Annotated in this window: 20 protein-coding genes; 12 read left to right on the plus strand and 8 right to left on the minus strand. The window is 67.4% G+C overall.

Annotated features, from left to right (window positions below; genetic code table 11):
* The first annotated feature begins 3 nt into the window (after positions 1-3).
* From AC1RSI_RS08215 to AC1RSI_RS08235, 5 genes are all read left to right on the plus strand, one after another.
* A complete protein-coding gene (locus AC1RSI_RS08215; protein ID WP_419178326.1) occupies positions 4-282 on the plus strand; it encodes a DUF6894 family protein in 279 nt (92 codons plus the stop codon).
* A gap of 218 nt (positions 283-500) precedes the next feature.
* Entirely contained in the window at positions 501-911 is a 411-nt protein-coding gene (locus AC1RSI_RS08220) for a cyclic nucleotide-binding domain-containing protein (RefSeq protein ID WP_196066287.1), read from the plus strand.
* A 64-nt stretch (positions 912-975) separates the two neighbouring features.
* Entirely contained in the window at positions 976-1,701 is a 726-nt protein-coding gene (locus tag AC1RSI_RS08225) for a Crp/Fnr family transcriptional regulator (protein WP_154725218.1), read from the plus strand.
* Between the two features lie 243 nt (positions 1,702-1,944).
* On the plus strand, positions 1,945-2,514 hold the full coding sequence (locus AC1RSI_RS08230; RefSeq protein ID WP_008263669.1) for an SRPBCC family protein: 570 nt from the start codon (positions 1,945-1,947) through the stop codon (positions 2,512-2,514).
* Between the two features lie 32 nt (positions 2,515-2,546).
* Positions 2,547-3,722: a zinc-dependent alcohol dehydrogenase gene (locus tag AC1RSI_RS08235; protein WP_035305121.1), complete on the plus strand. Its 1,176-nt coding sequence runs from the start codon at positions 2,547-2,549 to the stop codon at positions 3,720-3,722.
* 212 nt (positions 3,723-3,934) lie between these two features.
* Here the strand turns inward: AC1RSI_RS08235 and AC1RSI_RS08240 are convergent, their stop codons facing one another.
* The 4 genes from AC1RSI_RS08240 to AC1RSI_RS08255 are packed head-to-tail and all read right to left on the minus strand — an operon-like array spanning position 3,935 to position 7,510.
* Positions 3,935-4,465, minus strand: a complete 531-nt coding sequence (locus tag AC1RSI_RS08240; RefSeq protein WP_008261341.1) for a hemerythrin domain-containing protein — start codon at positions 4,463-4,465, stop codon at positions 3,935-3,937.
* 15 nt (positions 4,466-4,480) lie between these two features.
* Entirely contained in the window at positions 4,481-6,565 is a 2,085-nt protein-coding gene (locus AC1RSI_RS08245) for a glycoside hydrolase family 65 protein (RefSeq protein ID WP_154725217.1), read from the minus strand.
* On the minus strand, positions 6,552-7,154 hold the full coding sequence (locus AC1RSI_RS08250) for a cysteine hydrolase family protein (RefSeq protein WP_154725216.1): 603 nt from the start codon (positions 7,152-7,154) through the stop codon (positions 6,552-6,554). Before AC1RSI_RS08250 ends, AC1RSI_RS08245 begins: the two co-directional genes overlap by 14 nt.
* Before the next feature lie 2 nt (positions 7,155-7,156).
* The gene (locus tag AC1RSI_RS08255; protein ID WP_154725215.1) at positions 7,157-7,510 is read right to left on the minus strand and encodes a hypothetical protein; all 354 of its coding nucleotides are present in this window, start codon (positions 7,508-7,510) and stop codon (positions 7,157-7,159) included.
* Between the two features lie 417 nt (positions 7,511-7,927).
* On the opposite strand from AC1RSI_RS08255, the gene AC1RSI_RS08260 reads away from it, so the two are divergent.
* On the plus strand, positions 7,928-8,587 hold the full coding sequence (locus AC1RSI_RS08260; protein ID WP_035305117.1) for a peroxiredoxin: 660 nt from the start codon (positions 7,928-7,930) through the stop codon (positions 8,585-8,587).
* Complete coding sequence (locus AC1RSI_RS08265) at positions 8,584-9,021, plus strand: ArsR/SmtB family transcription factor (protein ID WP_035305115.1); 438 nt, start codon at positions 8,584-8,586, stop codon at positions 9,019-9,021. The genes AC1RSI_RS08260 and AC1RSI_RS08265 overlap by 4 nt, the downstream gene beginning before the upstream one ends.
* 32 nt (positions 9,022-9,053) lie before the next feature.
* Here the strand turns inward: AC1RSI_RS08265 and AC1RSI_RS08270 are convergent, their stop codons facing one another.
* From AC1RSI_RS08270 to AC1RSI_RS08285, 4 genes are read right to left on the minus strand one after another with little or no spacing between them, the layout of a single operon-like run.
* Positions 9,054-9,377 (minus strand): ArsR/SmtB family transcription factor, encoded by a 324-nt coding sequence (locus tag AC1RSI_RS08270; RefSeq protein WP_035305112.1) that lies wholly within the window; start codon positions 9,375-9,377, stop codon positions 9,054-9,056.
* Positions 9,374-12,595, minus strand: a complete 3,222-nt coding sequence (locus AC1RSI_RS08275) for an efflux RND transporter permease subunit (protein WP_154725214.1) — start codon at positions 12,593-12,595, stop codon at positions 9,374-9,376. The genes AC1RSI_RS08270 and AC1RSI_RS08275 overlap by 4 nt, the downstream gene beginning before the upstream one ends.
* Positions 12,592-13,617 (minus strand): efflux RND transporter periplasmic adaptor subunit, encoded by a 1,026-nt coding sequence (locus tag AC1RSI_RS08280; RefSeq protein WP_035305106.1) that lies wholly within the window; start codon positions 13,615-13,617, stop codon positions 12,592-12,594. The genes AC1RSI_RS08275 and AC1RSI_RS08280 overlap by 4 nt, the downstream gene beginning before the upstream one ends.
* A 40-nt stretch (positions 13,618-13,657) precedes the next feature.
* Positions 13,658-13,996, minus strand: coding sequence for a rhodanese-like domain-containing protein (locus AC1RSI_RS08285; protein WP_008261203.1), 339 nt, complete (start codon positions 13,994-13,996; stop codon positions 13,658-13,660).
* 118 nt (positions 13,997-14,114) lie between these two features.
* Between AC1RSI_RS08285 and AC1RSI_RS08290 the strand changes: the two genes are divergently transcribed.
* The 5 genes from AC1RSI_RS08290 (at position 14,115) to AC1RSI_RS08310 (ending at position 18,157) form a co-directional block, all read left to right on the plus strand.
* Entirely contained in the window at positions 14,115-15,392 is a 1,278-nt protein-coding gene (locus tag AC1RSI_RS08290) for an NAD(P)/FAD-dependent oxidoreductase (protein ID WP_035305103.1), read from the plus strand.
* A 29-nt stretch (positions 15,393-15,421) separates the two neighbouring features.
* Positions 15,422-15,625, plus strand: coding sequence for a YgaP family membrane protein (locus AC1RSI_RS08295; RefSeq protein WP_008259227.1), 204 nt, complete (start codon positions 15,422-15,424; stop codon positions 15,623-15,625).
* A complete protein-coding gene (locus tag AC1RSI_RS08300) occupies positions 15,622-16,890 on the plus strand; it encodes a TolC family protein (RefSeq protein ID WP_008258841.1) in 1,269 nt (422 codons plus the stop codon). Before AC1RSI_RS08295 ends, AC1RSI_RS08300 begins: the two co-directional genes overlap by 4 nt.
* 212 nt (positions 16,891-17,102) lie before the next feature.
* A complete protein-coding gene (locus tag AC1RSI_RS08305; RefSeq protein ID WP_035305092.1) occupies positions 17,103-17,495 on the plus strand; it encodes an NADH:ubiquinone oxidoreductase subunit NDUFA12 in 393 nt (130 codons plus the stop codon).
* Entirely contained in the window at positions 17,492-18,157 is a 666-nt protein-coding gene (locus tag AC1RSI_RS08310; RefSeq protein WP_008260685.1) for a DUF2155 domain-containing protein, read from the plus strand. Before AC1RSI_RS08305 ends, AC1RSI_RS08310 begins: the two co-directional genes overlap by 4 nt.
* The last annotated feature ends 8 nt before the right edge of the window (positions 18,158-18,165 follow it).

An 18,165-nucleotide genomic window follows, 5' to 3' on the forward strand; every position in this document is an offset into this window, starting at 1 on the left:
TCCATGCCGCATTATCATTTTCACATGTTGAATGGACGCCCATTCCGGGACCTCGACGGCGAGGAACTGGCGGACGAGGCCGCCGCCCGTCGAATGACGTTGACGATCATGGGCGAGGTGCTGCGGGGCGGCGAGATCGACATCCGGGGCGCGGGTCCGTTCCGCATTCTCTGCACGGACACCGCCGGGGCTGTCGTCACCGGGCTGATCGCCGAAGAGATGTCGGCGAAGGCCGTGGCCCATATGCTGGCGAGATTGAACGTCGGGGCCGTGCAAGACTAGCCTTGGGATGTCCAACTCCCAGGCCGGTCCTCCCTGGCCGTCGAGGGCACGCCTCGGGAGCGCCGCACCCACACCCGACTGGGTGAAGCAGAAGCAGGTTTGGCGTGCCTCATGGGCAAACCCCGAGCGCGTGTTCTGCGACGCGCATCCGCCATGTGAACGTCCCGCCACCTCGCAACGTTTGGACCCCGGACACGTTACGCGGCGGTGGGGTGATTTTGTACGGTCTGATCGAAAATCTGAGCCGCAGGGATGCTCTGACGCCTGAAGAAGCGGCGGCGCTCCGTGAGGTGCTGGGGCCATTGCAACCCGTCGCCGCCGGGACCGACATCGTCCGGGAGGGCGCGCGGCCGGAGCACAGCACTCTGCTCACCAGCGGCTTCACGGCTCGCTATTCGACACTCGCGGTTGGCGGACGGCAGATCACCGAACTGAACGTCAGCGGCGACTTTGTCGATCTACATGGCTTCGTGATGAAGCAGATGGACCATGGCGTCGTCGCCTTGACGGAGTTCGTGATCGCCCCTGGTGGAGTTCGATCACGCCTTCCTGCGGCTTCAGCACGAGCCTCTCTGAGAGCCAGATCGCCGCCACCGCCTCACGGCGTCGGGCGGGCTGTCAGAGACTAGAGGTTCCCGGGGCGTCGTTCACCTATGTGAATGCGCCCCCCGAAACGGAGGCGCAGGAAAGAGCATGCCCCAAGAACAATCCTCCGCTTTTGCGCCCGACTGTTTGGCAAAGGCGAGCGCGCCTGCGCGCCAACGGCCGGTCTCGGCCGTGTCGGGTCCGACGGCCGAAACCCTGCGCCTGTGGCAGGCCTTCGCGCCCTTGCCGCCCGAGCGACGTCGTTGGGCGCTGTCGGTGGGCGTCGTCGAGGCCCGCCGCGCGGGCGACTTCCACCTCGGGGCGGGGGAGGTGGCGGTGATCGTTTCCGGCTGCCTGGCCACCGAGGCGGCGGGCTCGGATCTGTCGGCCGAAATCCTGGGACCGGGTCACGTGGTGGCGACCGGGACCGGCCGCTCCGTCGCCGGTCATTGGATCACCGACGGGGAAATCTATCGGGTTGCTCTGGTCGATTGGCTCGATCGGGCGGGCGAGGCAGGGATGCTCCACCTGTTGGACGCAGAGGACCGCAGACGCGCCAGGCTGGAACGCCGCCTCGTCTGCGTCGGCCGACATCTCGCCACCGCTCGCGTCGCGGACCTTCTGCTGTCCATTCACCGCGCGGCCCCGCGCCAGGACATCCTGCTGTCGCAGGAGCGTATCGGCGACATGCTCGGGCTCCGTCGCTCTACGGTCAACGGCTCGTGCCGGGCGCTTGAGGGCGCCGGGGGAGCGCGCACCGGGCGGGGGAAGATCCGGATCCTGGATGCCAGCGGCCTGACGAAGACCGCCTGCGGATGTCACGCCGCCTCGTGAGGATCGGCGGGCGATCTCCTGCCTGGCCTCGGCTCAGGCGCCGGAGCCAGGCTCCGCCATCCTGCCTGCTCGGCCAGGGGGCGGGCGTTTTCGGCGGCGGTCTGGGCCAGGGCGTCTGTCATGGGAACTCCGGGGTTGGGTCCGGCTTCCGACCCCCGGCAGCCGCGCCTGTTCCTTCGCGGACACTGGGAACGAAGCTCCGGCCGGGTGGTTGACCAGACTCAGCCGACCGGAGCTAAACCCATGTCTTATAGTGAAGTTTCGACCGACGCCGATGTCGGGTCGACCGCATTCGTCGACAAGGATCGACGCGAGGGCGAATACGAGGCGTCCAGCCTCAGGGCCGTCCTGATCAATCGGCCTCGCGATGAATTATACGCCTACTGGCGCGATCTCACGAACCTGCCGACCTTCTCGGAGACCGTGAAGTCGGTCGAGGTGCTGGGAGACGGCCGCTCGCGCTGGATCGTCGCCGGCCCAGGCGACAAGGACGTCGAATTGACCAGCGAAATCACCGAGGACGTTCCCGGCGAACGCATCGCCTGGACCTCCAGCGAAGGCTCCGACGTCGACCACGAAGGCTGGGTGGCGTTCAGAGACAACGCCTTCGGGCGGGGCACGGAGGTGCGGGTCTTCATCAGCTACGAGCCGCCTGCGGGGATCGTCGGCAAGGTCGTCGCCAAGGTGATGCAGCGCGAACCCCGCATCCAGGCCCGACGCGAGCTTCGTCGCTTCAAGCAGCTGATGGAGACGGGCGAGATCTCGACCTCAAAGGCGCCTGACGCCGCGCCCCGCGCCTCTCGCCACTTCTGATTTTCCCGACCCCATTCGATAAGGATTCGCCCATGCGCGCCCTCACCTGGCACGGCAAACACAATGTTCAGGTCGACACCGTCCCTGACCCGCAGATCGTCAATCCTCGCGACGCCATCATCAAGATCACCGCCACCGCCATCTGCGGTTCGGACCTGCACCTGTACGACAGCATGATCCCCGGCATGTCCAACGGCGACATCCTGGGCCATGAGTTCATGGGCGAGGTGGTCGAGGTCGGCCGGGGCAACACCAGCCTGAAGAAGGGCGACCGCGTCGTCGTGCCCTTCGTCATCGCCTGCGGCCAGTGCTTCTTCTGCGAGAAGTCGATGCCGGCGGCGTGCGACAACTCCAACCCGGCCGACAAGGCGGACGCTACCGAGATCGCCTATGGGCAGTCAGTCGCCGGCCTGTTCGGCTATTCCCATCTGACCGGCGGCTTTGCGGGAGGGCAGGCGGAATATGCGCGCGTCCCCTATTCCGACTATGGTCCGATCAAGATCCCGGACGGCATCGAGGACGAGAAGGTCCTGTTCCTGTCGGACATCTTTCCGACGGGATGGATGGCTGCGGAGAACGCGCAGATCCAGCCCGGCGACACAGTGGCGATCTGGGGCTGCGGCCCGGTGGGGCTGTTCGCGGTCAAGAGCGCCATCCTGCAGGGCGCAGGTCGGGTCATCGCCATCGACCATCATCCCAACCGTCTGGCGCTGGCCAAGGCTAACGGCGCGGAGGTGCTGAACTATCACGAGGTCAAGGTGCGCGAAGCCCTGCTGGAGATGACTGCGGGTCTGGGCCCCGACAGCTGCATCGATGCGGTGGGCATGGAGAGCCACGGCTTCTCGCCCGACAATATCATCGACGCGGTCAAGCAGGAGACGCGGCTGGGCACGGACCGCCCCCACGTGCTGCGCGAAACCATCATGGCGGTCCGAAAGGGCGGCACGGTCTCGGTGCCAGGCGTCTATGGCGGCTTTGCCGACAAGTTCCCCGTCGGGGCCTTCATGGAGAAGGGGCTGACGCTCAAGACCGGCCAGACCCACGTCCAGCGCTACCTGCCGCAGCTGCTTCAGCTGATCCTGGAGGGGGGAATCGACACCACCGACCTGATCAGCCACCGCCTGCCTCTCGAACAGGCGGCGGAGGGCTACAAGAACTTCAAGGAAAACCAGAATGAATGGACCAAGGTGATCCTGAAGCCGCATTGACGGCTGCACCAGCCGGGCTGGCGAGAAGCGGTCTGATGATCGACCTCGACGGCCAGGTCCGGCCGCGTCACCGATCGATACGTTCGACCGTGGCCCGGCGCCGGGAGGCGGATGTACGGGGGAAGTGAGCTCGCGGCCCCGGCCGTCTGAACCCGTCCCTTCAAGGGACGGGTTTCCGTCGGAACGCCCTTAACGCCCAGACTGCGACGCGGTCACAGTGCGCCGGCGTAGCGCTCGAACTCCTCCTTGTAACGGGCGGTCAGGCGGTCCTGATGTTCGCCCTTTTCCTTGAGGTGGATGAACCAGCCGTTCTCCTCCTCGAACATGTGCGTCAGCACCGCGCCCTCGATGTGGCCCCACTTGTCGAGCCAGGCGTCCGAGGAAGGGGCGATGTTCTCCAACTCCGCCATCTGCATCTTGGCGGTCGTCTGTTCGGAATAGGCCACGCCCGCCTGCATCTTGTGACCGTTCTGGGCCATAGCCGGATAGAGGACGATCTCTTCGGCCAGGGAATGGCCGTTCAGCACCAGAGCCAGCCGGTCCATGGCGGCGCGGCGGTCAGCCGCCGAACGGACATTGCGGCCTTCGGCGAAGGCGGCGCGGATCTGGTCATGGTGATCCAGGGCCAGCGACAGCCAATCTCCCGGCGCCGCCGCCTCTCTGGCCTTCTGAGTGGCCTCTTGGCGTTTCTCTTCGTTAGGCTGAGGCGTTATGGCGGCCAGCGCCTTGTCGATGACGGACATGGGTCTCTTTCCTTTTCAATGAAACTTGATGACGGCCCGCTCCGCCCCCTGATCCGCCCTCAGGGCGGCCGTTCGTCCGCCGAACCAGAGACGTTCGACGGAGATGGCGCGCCAGCCTTCGGGCAGGACTACAGGGCGATCAGGCCAATGGGCGGGATCGCCCTTCGCATCGAGGCCGGTGAAGCCGAACAGCAGCCCCAGCAACATCCCGCCCAGGTTGGCGAAGAAGGGACCGGCCGCAGTCTCGCTGTCAGGGTGGTCGGGCCGGTATTCCAGGCACTGGTGGAATCGCCCCGCGTCATAGGCCGCGTACCCCTCCTCGAACAGCTTCAGCGCCAGGGCGCGATCGCCGGTCCGGGCGGCCCAGACGCCATAGAGGGCGGGGAGCATCGGCGCGCCGACATAATCGCGCCAGTGCGCCAGGTAGAAGTCGAGCGTCCGGCGTTCGACTGCTTCGTCGGTCTGGTACCCGCCTGGAAAGAGGCCCCCCAGCGGCGAGGGAGTCGCGCCCTTGGGTTCGTCGATGCGGAAGGCGTCATGCGCGGCGATGACCTTGTCGGACCGCACCGGCAGATAGAGGTTGTCCCTGACCTCGGCCCATGAGGCCCGGGGCGTGCGTCCTGTCGCTTCGGCGGCGGCGACAGCGCGACACAGCACGTCGTGCGACAACATCAGGCTGAATGCGTCGTTGTCGGGCGGATCCGGCACTTCGGCGGGGCCCGTGGCGCGTATCAGTTCATATCCGCGCGCGGTGCGCGTCAGGCGGCTGACGATCCAGTCGGCCACGCCTTCCAGCACAGGCCAGGCGTCGTCCCTCAAGAAGGCCTCGTCGCCCGTCGCGTCGGCGAACAGGGCGAAGGCCCGCGCCACATGCAGCGACCCGTGGTCTTCGTGCGCCGCCGCCGACCCGGCCCCCGGCGCCGCCTCCTGCCCCGTCAGGGGCGCGGCCTCCCATGGAAACTGCACGCCCTGCCGGCCCGAGAGCCGCGCATTCGATTTCGCCGCCCTCAGGCCCCGGCTCCGGAAATCCAGCAGCGCCCGCGCCGCGTCCGGCTGAGACAGCATCACGGGCGGCACGCAGAAGGCGTCGATGTCCCACATCACGTGGCCGAAGTAATAATTGTAGTCGTGCCAGGTCGCGAGGCCGAAGATCGAAGTTGCGGACGGCGAGGCTGGATGCACCGAACTGTTCAGGTAGAAATAGGCCGCATCGATCAGCGCCTGGTGGTCTGGCGTCGCCCCATCGACAACAATGCGTCCCCGCCACAGTTCGCGCCACGCGTCTCGGTTTCGGGCTCTCAGGACGTCGAAACCCGTCTGGGCGCCCCGCGCAACCCGGCGGACCGCCTCTTCGTCGGGGCGTGCATGGATCAGCGAGGGGATGAGCGCGGCCATCTGTCTGAGGCTCGCGCCCCGCTTGCCGACCGTGCCGAGGTCGTAGGTGGTCTGCAATGGTCCGGTCGCGTCCCAGGCGGTGACGTCGGGGGAGGCCCCCGGCGTGGTCTCGGTCGCCAGGGCGACACCGCATGTGGACAGGTCCCCCTCGGTCGACCACAGCAGAGACCCGTCACAGGCCGGCTCAGGCTCGCCCGGCGTGTCGGTGCGGCGTCGGGCGACCCGTCCGCGCAGGTCCGTGGTCGCCACAACGGCGCGCAAACGCATGTGGCAGGGCACGTCCGGCCGCACATGGATTTCCTGCATCACCAGGGTCGGCGCGGTACGGCTGGTGAGAGTCAGGATCTCGATGGCGGCGTCCACTCCGCCGAGCCGGACACGGCACCGGCTGGTGAGTTCACCCGTGGCGAAATCGTAGGCCTGGCGAAGGTCCGAGACCGCCCAAGGCTGATCGGACATCCAGACGCCATTGACGCAGAGATCGGCGGCGAGCGGGTAGGGGACGGGGGCGGCCGCTTCCACCCGGCGCTCCGGATTTTCCCCGACCACCCCATTGACCAGGGTCATGCCTGCCATGAGCGGCATTTCCCTGACCCGAAGCCCGATCAGCCCATTGGCGACATAGGCCGGGAGGGCGCCGTCGCGGGGGCCGTTCTCGTCGGGCGGATTGATCGGCCGCCAGGCGTCCCTGTCAGCGCCAGGCATCGAGAACCTCCGCGCATTCCGCCGCTTCGACCTGCTGGCCGTAGCGCTCGTGATAGAGGGCGATGAGTCGGTCGTGAGAGGCGTCCGAAGAGCTGCACAGGCCGTCCTTGACGACCACGACCCTGTAGCCAAGGTCGACCGCGCCCAACACCGCCGCCAGGACGCACACATCCGTCTCCGCGCCTGTGACGACGAGGGTGTCCACGCCGCTTCGCCGCAGCACCGGGTCGAGATCGGTTCCGAACCACGGCGAGTAGCCGTGTTTGTCGATCAGGCGTCCGGGAGGGACGAAGCGCTGAAGCGGCGTCGCCAGATCCACCAATTCAGGGCCCAGGGCGTCGAGAGTCATCGACGACCATTTCTCCCAGTAGCCGCGCCAAGTGCCCCTGCCTTCGCCCGGGCGCGCGGCGGGGATGAAGCGGGTGAAGACGTTGCGTTCCGGCTTCGCTTCGCACAGCCGTTCGATGACGGGCAGCACGCGAGCTGCCCAGGGGGTGCGCCACTCCGTGTCCTCGACGAACATACGCTGCATGTCGACGCAAAGATGAACCGCCGTGTCCGGGATGGGGTCGCGTAGGCCTTGAACCATGCTCAGGCCGCCGCGCCCCGGGCCTTGTCTTTGGCGCGGGCGTCCGCCGGCGCGGTCAGGCTCTGGTCTGAGTTAGGGGACGAAGGTTCAATCTCGCCCGGATCAGGGGCGGTCTGGGTATTGGCATGGTGTTCGATGCGCCCGCTCTCGATCTCGGCGCGGGAGAAGACTTCCTCCTGTCCGTCTTCCAGCAGCTGATCTTCGGGCCCGCCGAGACCGCCCTGCGCCAGGCCCGACGTCGACCGGGCGTTCATGTGATCGTCTCTGGCTGCGTCCGTGCCCCGGAAGTCGGGTTGGGAAAGTGAGAGATTTTCATGGGCATGGGCGGCTCCTGGAGCGGCGGGCGAACCGCTCATCTCAAGCGCATAGCGCCTCACATCGGCCGACCGTTCCCTGTGTGCGGTGTTGGACACCCTCAGCGTCACGCATCGTCGTCGAGCGGGTCATGACCGGCAACGGCTCGGCCTACATCGCCAGGCTGTTCGCTGACGCCCTTGGCAGGTCGGCGCCGGCCACGGCCGAACCCGGCCTGCGCGCTTCCGCCATCAAACCTGGACCGACGACTAGAACCTGCGCCGACCACACCTGGGCGCCAGAGGCGTCCACACCGTTGACGCGGGTGAATACCTCCCTGGATATGGCGACCTGGTCGCGGGTGGGTTGCGGAGCTCGAGCCGTCCGTGTCCGCGATCGACGTATAAACACCTTCATAGTTCTTGCAGGTATGTATTTCAGTATGGCGAAGCGGCCTGAAAGTCACTAGATTCCGCCCCATGGATTCGACTGAGACCGCCCCGCCACACAGCCCCAGCGCCCTCCGCGCCCTCCGTATCAATGATCCGGCTCCGGACTTCATCGCGCGCACGACCCAGGGCGAGAAACGGCTCAGCGACTATCGCGGGCGGTGGCTGGTGCTGTTCTCGCACCCGGCCGACTTCACGCCGGTCTGCACCAGCGAGTTCATCGCCCTGGCCAGGCGGGCGGACGCTTTCGAGGCTCTGGGCTGTGACCTGATGGCTCTGTCGGTGGACAGCCTCTATTCCCACCTGGCCTGGCTGAAGGACATCTATCGCCGCTTCGGCGTGAAGGTGGCCTTCCCGATCATCGAGGATCCGTCCATGGCCATCGGTCACGCCTTCGGCATGGTCGACGCCGGCTCCAGCGACAGCGCCACGGTGCGGGCGAGCTTCGTCATCGATCCGACCGGGATCGTGCGCGCCATCAGCTGGTATCCGATGAATATCGGCCGATCGGTCGATGAACTGCTGCGGCTGGTGACGGCGCTGCAGACCGCCGACCGTGAGCAGGCGTCGACGCCGGCCGGATGGTCGCCCGGCGAGCCCCTGCTGGAGCCGGCCGCCACCACTCTGGATGCGGCCCTGGCTGACGGCGACGGTGATGCGCCCTGGTATTATCGCGAGCGCCGCGCATGAGCGACGACCAGGCCGCGGCCATGGGGCGGCTGAAGGACAAGGCGCCCCAGGCCGCCGAACTGCTACGTCAGCTGGCCAATACAAATCGGCTGTTGATCCTCTGCCATATTGCTGCGGAGGAGCGATCCGTCGGACAGCTCGAGGCGGATCTGGGCATCAAGCAGCCGGCTCTGTCGCAGCAACTGGCGGAGTTGCGCCAGTACGGCCTGGTCAAGACCCGGCGCCAGTCGCGTTCGATCTACTATTCCATCGCCGACGAACGCGCCCAGGCGGTGATGGGCATGTTGTACGAAATCTTCTGCGGCGACGGACAGGCGGTCGGCGCGCGCCTTCTGCCCTCCGCCGGGGCTTCGGCGCCCTCGACCGAGGCGTCAGCCCCGCCCCGTGGGGACGCCGCCCGGTTCGCCCGCGTCACCCCGGCGCCCCGTCGATAAGGCGCGGGCGGAGGGGACTGGCGTCCTTTCGTCTAGTCGGGTGTCCGAGGGCGGGCGAAGCGGTCGCATAAGATGTCGATGAGTTGGCGAACCGTGTCGTCGGCGAGGCTGTAATAGATGGTTGAGCGGTCGCGACGCGTCTTCACCAGCCCGCCCTCGCGCAGCCGTCTCAGATTCTGAGAGACGCCGGACTGGGACGGGCCGCACAGCCCCACAAGCTGCCCCACCGACAGTTCCTCCTGCGTCAGCCGGCAGAGCAGCAACAGGCGATGCTCATTGGCCAGCAGCTTCAACTCCGCAGCGGCCGCATGGGCGTGCCTGGCCAGATCCGCCATGGGGGCTTGGTGCGGCGTCATCGGGTCGCGGGTTTTCCGTCATCCCGCAGCACGACATAGATGGCCGGAATGACCAGGACGGTCAGCAGGGTCGAGGAGGCCAGGCCGAACAGGAGCGAGATCGCCAGACCCTGGAAGATCGGATCGGTCAGGATCACCGCCGCCCCGATCATGGCCGCCAGGGCGGTCAGCAGGATCGGCTTGAACCGGATGGCGCCCGCCTCGATCAGGACGTCGCGCAAGGGTTTGTCGGGCGAGGCCGTGTGCCGGATGAAGTCCACAAGCAGGATCGAGTTGCGCACGATGATGCCGGCCAGGGCGATGAAGCCGATCATCGACGTTGCGGTGAAGGGCGCGCCGAACAGCATGTGGCCGATGACGATGCCGATCAGGGTCAGGGGGATGGGGGTCAGGATGACCAGGGGCAGTTTGAAGCTGTGGAACTGGGCCACGACCAGCACATAGATCCCCAGAAGGGCGACCATGAAGGCGGCGCCCATGTCGCGGAAGGTGACCCAGGTGATTTCCCACTCGCCGTCCCACAGCAGGGTGGGAACGGATTCATCCTCCGGCTGGCCATTGAGGCGGACGGCCGGCTTCTGCAGACCCAGCGCGTCCCAGTCATGGGCCTCGATGGCGCGATTGACCGCCAGCATGCCGTAGATGGGCGCCTCGTATTCGCCGGCCAGTTCGGCCGTCACCATGTCGAGCGGTCGGCCGTCGCGACGGAAGACGGCGTAGCTGCCCGCCTCGCGGCGGCCGTCAACGACCTCGCCCAGTTCGATCAGGCGCGGTCCCGTCGGGCCGGTCGTCACCGCCACCGGCGTCGTGGCCAGGGTGCGGCTCCAGCTGCGCGCCGATTGCGGCAGGGCGACGGTAATCGGCAGGGGCGAGCGGCCGTCGCCGCGCGGCGCGTAGCCGACCGTGGAGCCGGCCAGGATCGCGCCGATGGAATCCTGCAACTCGCGTTCGGACAGGCCGTAATAGTCCAGGCGATCCCGAACGGGGACCAGCCGCAGTCGCGGCCGTTCCTGGCCGAAACTGTTGTCGACATCGACGATATAGGGGACGGAGCGGAACAGTTTTTCGACTTCCAGCGCGGTCTTGCGCCGGGTTTCGGCGTCGGGGCCATAAATCTCCGCCAGCAGGGTGGCCAGGACGGGCGGGCCGGGCGGCGTCTCGACCACCTTGATCGACGCGCCGGAGGGCAGGGGCAGGGCCTTCAGCTTGTCGCGCAGGTCCAGCGCGACGGCGTGGCTGGAGCGGCTGCGCTCGTCCTTGGGCAGAAGGGAGATCATCAGATCGCCCATCTCAGGCCGGTCGCGCAGGAAATAGTGCCGCACCAAACCGTTGAAGTTGAACGGCGCCGAGGCCCCGGCATAGGCTTCCATGGCGTCCGCCTCGGGCAGGGTGCGAATCTGAGCCGCCGCCTCGTCCAGGGTGCGGGAGGTGGCTTCCAGGCTGGTCCCTTCGGGCATGTCGACCACCACCTGGATCTCCGACTTGTTGTCGAAGGGCAGCAGTTTCACCGTGACCGCCTTGAAGTAGAACATCGAACAGGCGACCAGGGTGGCGAGGCCGACGCCGATCAGGAAGTTGCGGGCCGAGGACCGCTTGTCGATCACGCGATGCGCCACGCGGGCGTACAGCCGTCCCAGCTTGCCGCCGCCCTCTTCATGGGCCTGATCGTGCTGGCCGTGGGCCAGGGTCTTTCGCGCAAACCGGATCATCAGCCACGGGGCGATCACCACCGCGACGAAGAAGGAGAAGATCATCGCCGCCGAGGCGTTGACCGGGATGGGCGCCATATAGGGACCCATCAGACCTGAAACGAACAGCATGGGCAGCAGGGCCGCCACGACGGTCAGGGTCGCCACGACGGTGGGATTGCCGACCTCGGCCACCGCCTCGACGGCCGCCTCGGTTCGGCTGCGCCCGTCGCGCATCCCCCAGTGACGGGCGATGTTCTCGATCATGACGATGGCGTCGTCGACCAGGATGCCGATGGAGAAGATGAGCGCGAACAGGCTGACGCGGTTGATCGTATAGCCCATCACATAGGAGGCGAAGAGGGTCAGCAGGATGGTGGTGGGAATGACCACGGCGGTGACGGCGGCTTCGCGCCAGCCGATGGCGAAGCCGATCAGCACGACGATCGACACCGTGGCCAGGGCCAGGTGGAACAGCAGTTCGTTGGCCTTTTCGTTCGCCGTCTCGCCATAGTCGCGGCTGACGGCGACCTCGACCCCCTCGGGGATCAGCTTGCCTTCCAGGTTTTCGACGCGCTGACGCACGGCTTCGGACACCACCACCGCATTGGCGCCGGCGCGCTTGGCGATGGCGATGCTGACGGCGGGCGTGCTGGCCCACTGACCGTCATGCCGGGCCCAGCGCCACACCCGGGCCTGGTCTTCTCGCGGCCCCTGGGCCACGTCCGCGACATCGCGCAGATAGACCGGCGCGCCGGTGACGGAGCGGACGGTCAGCAGGCCGATCTCCTGGGCCGAGGACAGGGTGCGGCCGGAGGTGACGGCCACGGCCTGGCCGTCCTCGCGGACATTGCCGACCGGGAAGCTGCGGTTGGCCTGAGACGCCGCCTCGATCACACGGCCCAGCGGCACGCCATACTGATTCAGCTTTGCGGGATCAGGAGCGATGCGGATCTCGTCGGGCCGACCGCCGGTGACGAACGTCAGGCCCACATTATCGACCTTGGCGATTTCGGTGCGCAGCTTGTGCGCCAGATCATAGAGGGCCTGATCGGTCCATTGGCCCGCCGCGCCCGGTTTCGGGGTCAGGGTCAGGACGATGGCCGGCACGTCGTCGATGCCGCGCACCGTCACCTTGGGATCGGGGACCCCCACCGGAATCCGGTCCCGGTTGGCGCGCAGCTTCTCCTCGATCCGGATGGCGGCGTCCTCGGGGTTGGACCCCACCAGAAAGCGCGCCGTCACCAGCACCCCATTGTCTTCGGCCTGGGTGTAGACGTGCTCGACCCCGTTCACGCTCTTGACGATGGTCTCGAGGGGAATCCCGATCAGTTCGACCGCATCGGGGGCCGCCAGACCGGGCGCCGCCACCTGGATGTCGACCATGGGCACGCTGATCTGCGGCTCTTCCTCACGCGGGATCGAGAACAGGGCCAGCAGGCCGACGGCGATGGCCGCCAGCAGGAACAGCGGCGTCAGCGGAGAGGTGATGGTGAAGCGCGTCAGGCGCCCGGACAGGCCCAGTTTCATCCTTGCGTCCTCGTCGCGACCAGCCTGTCGCCGGCCTTGACGCCGCTCAGGATTTCGACCGTTTCAGGGTCGTTCGTGGGGGCCGTCTGAACCGGGACGGCGCTGGGTTTCCGGTCAGGTGAAATCACTTCCACATAGTCCAGACCATAACGCGTCGTGACGAAACGCCGGGGTACGGTCAGGGCCTGACGTTGGCCGATCTCGATCGAGGCCGCGACCCTGCGGCCGACCAGTTCGGTGGTCAGGCCCGGTACGGCCGCATCGATCTGAATCCGCCCGCCGACGATGGCGGGATAGACCTGCGTCACCTGTCCCTGGCGCGCTTCGACCGGCAGATCGTCCGCCGTCAGCAGGACGCGCGCGCCGGGCTTGACCCGGCCGGCGAGGGATTCGGGGAGTTCGAGACGAAGCACGGGGGGGCCTGCGGTGATCGTCGCGACCGACATTCCGGGGCTGACCACGGATCCGGCCGTGACCTCGACCTTCAAGACGCGGCCGGCGGCCGGCGCCAGGATCGCCCCCTGGCCGGCCATGCTGGCGCTGGCGCCGCGTTCGGCGCGGGCGGCGGCAGTCTGGGCGTCTGCGGCGCGGGACGCCGCGACGGCCTGATCCAGGCGCGCCTTGGCGTAGACATTGTGGTCATACAGGTCCTGGATCCGTCCCAGGTCGGCGCGGGCGCGCGTCGCCTCCGCCTCGGCGGCGGCGACCTGGGCGCCATAGGCCCTGGTCTCGAAACCGATCCGGTCGTCGACAACCCGTCCGATCTGCTGACCGCGGCTCACCATATCGCCCTCGCGCACCGACAGGACGACCAAGACGCCGGAGATGCGCGCCCGGGCTTGCGACTGGTCGCGGGTGGTGATCTCGCCCGCCACCGTCTTGGTGTCGGCGAGGAGGTTCGAGGCCAGGACGAGTTGCTCGCCGGCGGGCGCCGCCTTCGCGGTCGGCTCGCGCTTTTCATCCGCGCCGCCGCACGCCGACAGCGTCAGCGCGGCCGCAGCCATCAGGGTCCACATCTTCATCGCCGTCGTCCTTCCACCATCCCCGCCGATCAATCGCACGTCAGCCGCGCTCGACCGGAAGGCCCGCCGACTTCCAGGCCCCGAGTCCGCCCGCCAGGTGCGTATCGATCGCAGCCTGGGCCTTGGCGCAGCGTTCCAGCGCCATGCCCGACCGCTTTCCGCCCGCGCATTGCAGGACGACCGTCTTTCCGTCCGCCTGGGGAAGGCGCGCGGGGTCGAAGGACGAGAGCGGCAGGTTCACGGCGCCTGCGATATGCTCGGCGGCGAACTCGCCCGCTTCCCGCACATCGACCAGCAGGACCTGATCCTGGGCGAGCATGGTTTTAAGATCGGCCGGGCCGATCTCCCGATGGGCCTTGGGCTTTCCAAATCCGAACATTTTCGACCTCCATGGACCCGCCGAACGCGGTGTCATACTTTTATTATTGTGTATATCATGTAATCATTATATTCGGTCAAGCACATAAGGGCGATGGAAACGCCTTCTGGAGGGAAACATGGCCAAGCCCAAGATTGTGATCATCGGCGCCGGACTGGGCGGCACAATCGCCGCCTATGAGATAAGAGCGGCCGTCAAGGGGCGCGCCGAGGTGATGATGATCGCCGAGTCGGAGACTTATTCTTTCGTTCCATCAAACCCTTGGGTCGCTGTCCGCTGGCGGGAGCCGGAGGAGATTCAGGTTCATCTGCCGCCGATTTTCGCCCGCAAGAAGATCGGCTTCACGGCGGTGGGGGCGAAACGGCTTCACGCTGCAGAAAAAAGGGTCGAGCTGAACAACGGCGACAGTGTCGATTACGATTATCTCGTAATTGCGACAGGCCCCGATCTGGCCTTCGATGAAATCGAAGGGCTGGGGCCGGATGGCTACACGGTGTCCGTCTGCCAGACGTCGCACGCCTCGCACGCCGCCAACATGTTCGACGCCTATGTGGAGAACCCCGGCCCCATCGTCGTCGGCGCGGTTCAGGGCGCGTCCTGCTACGGCCCGGCCTATGAGTTCGCGCTGATCCTGGATACCGAGCTGCGACGGCGCAAGATCCGGGATCGGGCGCCGATGACCTTCGTCACCGCCGAGCCCTATATCGGCCACCTCGGCCTCGACGGCGTCGGGGACACCAAGTCCCTGATGGAAAGCAAGCTGCGCGAGCGGCACATCAAGTGGATCACCAACGCCCGTGTCGCCAAGGTCGAGCCGGGCCTGATGCACGTCGAGGAGATCGCCGAGGACGGCGCTGTCGCCAAGACCCATCAACTGCCCTTCGGCTATTCGATGATGCTGCCGGCGTTCCGAGGCGTGCCTGCGGTCCGCGACATCCCGGGCCTGACCAATCCGCGCGGCTTCATCCTGATCGACAAGCATCAGCGCAATCCCGCCTTCCCGGAGATCTTCGCTCTGGGCGTCTGTGTCGCCATCGCCCCGACCGGCCCGACGCCTGTTCCCGTTGGGGTGCCCAAGACCGGTTTCATGATCGAAAGCATGGTCACCGCCGTCGCCGCCAATCTGGCCGCCCTGATCGCTGGCGAGACGCCCGAGGCCGAGGCGACCTGGAACGCCGTCTGTCTGGCGGACTTCGGGGACGGCGGCGTCGCCTTCGTGGCCCAGCCGCAGATCCCGCCGCGCAACGTCAACTGGGCCGCGAGCGGCAAATGGGTCCACCTGGCCAAGGTCGGCTTCGAGAAATATTTCCTGCGCAAGGTGCGCAGGGGCGAAAGCGAACCCTCCTACGAGCGGCTGGCGATGCACATCATGGGCATCCGCAAGCTTCGCATGTGACCCCCTCCCTCTAAATCTGGAGCCTACCGATGAACCTTGATCGTGCTGTCGTGATCTTCGCCGGATGCGTCGTGCTGGCGGGCGTGGCCTTGTCCTACGCCGTCCATCCCTGGTGGATCGCCCTGACCGTCTTCGCAGGGCTGAACATGATCCAGTCCGGTTTCACCGGCTTCTGCCCGGCGGCCATGGTGTTCAAGGCGCTGGGTCTGCGTCCGGGGAACGCCTTCCGATGAGCCTGCGCCACGCTGCGCCCTGGGCCTTGGTCCTGTTCCTGGCCGCACCCGGTCTGGCGCAGGCGACGACGCTGGAGGAGGCCATCGCCGCCGCTATCGCCCATGCGCCCGAAATCGCCGAGGCCGACGCCGGCGCCGACGCCGCGAAAGGCCGGTTGCAGCAGGCGCGCTCAGCGCGAGCGCCTTCGCTGAGCCTCAGCGGGACGGTCGGTCAGGGCCGGCTTGATCCGAAGGCGTTCTTCGGTCTGGGCGCGGCGGACGTCACGCCTCGGGCGGCCCAGTTGACGCTCGAACAGCCCCTGTTCACCGGGGGACGCGCGGCGGCGGGGATCGCGCAAGCGCGCGCAGGCATGGCTGCAGCCGAGGCCGGCGGCGACGCCGTTCAGGGGCAGGTCGTCCTGGCGGTGGTTCAGGCCTATGGCGATATGCTCGCCGCCAGCGACGTGTTGAGGCTGTATCGCGAGCTGGCGGGCCAGACGGTGGAAATCGAGCGACAGGCGCGCGAGCGCTTCCGGACCGGCGAAACCCCCAGCACCGACGTCGCCCAGGCCGCGTCGCGCGCCGCCGAGGCCCGCGCCGACCTGGCCCGCGCGGAGGGAATGCAGGTTTCCGCCCGCGCCCGTTACCGCAATCTGACCGGCCTCGAGCCGGTTGATCTGCAACCGATTCCACCCAATCCGCCTCTGCCCGGCTCACTCGACGATGCGATGGCGATCGCCATGGGCGGCAGCCCCGCCCTGCGTCAGGCGCGGGCCGATCTCGAGGCGGCCGAGGCCGCCGCCCGCGCCGCGCGCGGCGAACGCCTGCCGACCGTCAGCGCCTTCGTCGAGGCGGGCTCGGTTCGTGACCAGTTCTTTCCGGACTATCGCGCCGACAGCGCGACCGTGGGAATCCGCGGCCGCTGGACTCTGTTCAGCGGCGGCCTGACGTCCGGCAAGATCGCCGAGACCAGCGCCGATGTCCGCGCCGCCTCCGCCCGGCTGCGCGCCGCCCGCATGGGCCTGGAGGAACAGGTTCTCGCCGCCTGGCAGGACATTCACACCGCCGAACTGGTGGCCCAGGCGTCCGACGAACAAAGCGCGGCCGCGGTCCAGGCCCTGGCCAGCGTTCGACATGAAGTCCGCGTCGGACTGAAACCCCAGATCGACCTGCTGAACGCCGAGCGCGAAGCCACGGCCGCCGCCGCTGCCGCCACCCAGGCCAGGACCGCCCGGATCGTCGCCGCCTATCGCCTGAAGAGCCTGATCGGATCAGCTTTGGGTTAGGGGGCGACAGGGCTCCGACGGATGGTGGTCGTGGAGGCGTTTCGGCGGGCGGCGCGTCAGATCGCGGAGCCCGAGTTCTGCAAGACGGTTCATGCCGACTGCTTTTCCCGCTTCTGCGAACGTGTCTGCTGGACGAAGGGGGCGAGTGTTCCTATGATCCGCTCCGGCCGCAGGCTCTTTTTCTGCGGGAATTTCGCGTGGGTTTTGACGACGTGCTGAACAAGATTTTCGCCTGGTGGAACGGGGCCACGATCGGCACCCTCTTCACGATCGCCAAGCGCGGCCGTTTCGTCGGGACCGACGAGATCGGCAACAAATATTACGAGGCCAAGGACAACTCGAGCTACGACGGCCGCAAGCGCCGCTGGGTCGTGTACGAAGGCTATGCCGACGCGTCCAAGGTGCCGGCCGATTGGCACGGCTGGCTGCGCTACACCTTCGACCTGCCGCCCACCGAGGCGCCTCTGCCGCGCCGCGCGTGGGAGAAGGATCACCTGCCGAATTTCACCGGCACCCCGATGGCCTGGCGTCCGCAAGGCTCTTTGGCCGCCGAGGCCAAACGCCCCGCCGCGACCGGCGACTATCAGGCCTGGACGCCCGAGTGAGACCGAATCGGCTCCTGCTGGGCGGGGCGGCCGTCGTCGCGGCGCTCAGCGCCGGGGCGGTGACCGCCAGCGTCCTTCAGGACTCGCCGCGCGAGGCCCGTCCGGTCCAGGATCCCATCGGCGACATCCTGCGCACCACGCCGGCCCAACCCGCCAATGCGCCGACCGAGACCGCCCCGGCCGCCGCACCCGCGCCCCGGACGCCGGTGGCGGTGACGCCGCCGCCCTCCGTCGTCATCGCCGAGGATGAGGCCGTCGCGGAAAAGGCCGAGGAAGAAGCCGCCTCCGAAAAGCCGGTGGTCGAAAAGGCCATCGAACAGCCGGCCACGCCCGCTCGCCGCCAGCGGCGCAAGTTCGCCGTCATCCAGGCTATCGACAAGACCACAGCCGAGACCATGAAGTTCGAGGTCGAAGTCGGCGGCCGTCCGGTCCGCTTCAACCGCAACCTGATCTTCAGCGTCCGAGCCTGCGAAGTCTCGACGCCTGACGAACTGACCGAAGACGCTATCGCCTACGTCGATGTCTCGCTGCAATCGCGCGGCGCCAACCAGCCGGCCGAACCGCGCCAGATCTACCGCGGCTGGATGTTCGCCTCGTCCCCGGCCGTCAGCGGGCTTCAGAATCCCAATTACGACGCCTGGGTGGTGGGCTGTAAGAACTAGACCGTCGC

Source organism: Brevundimonas sp. GW821-FHT10E09 (genome assembly GCF_058809375.1).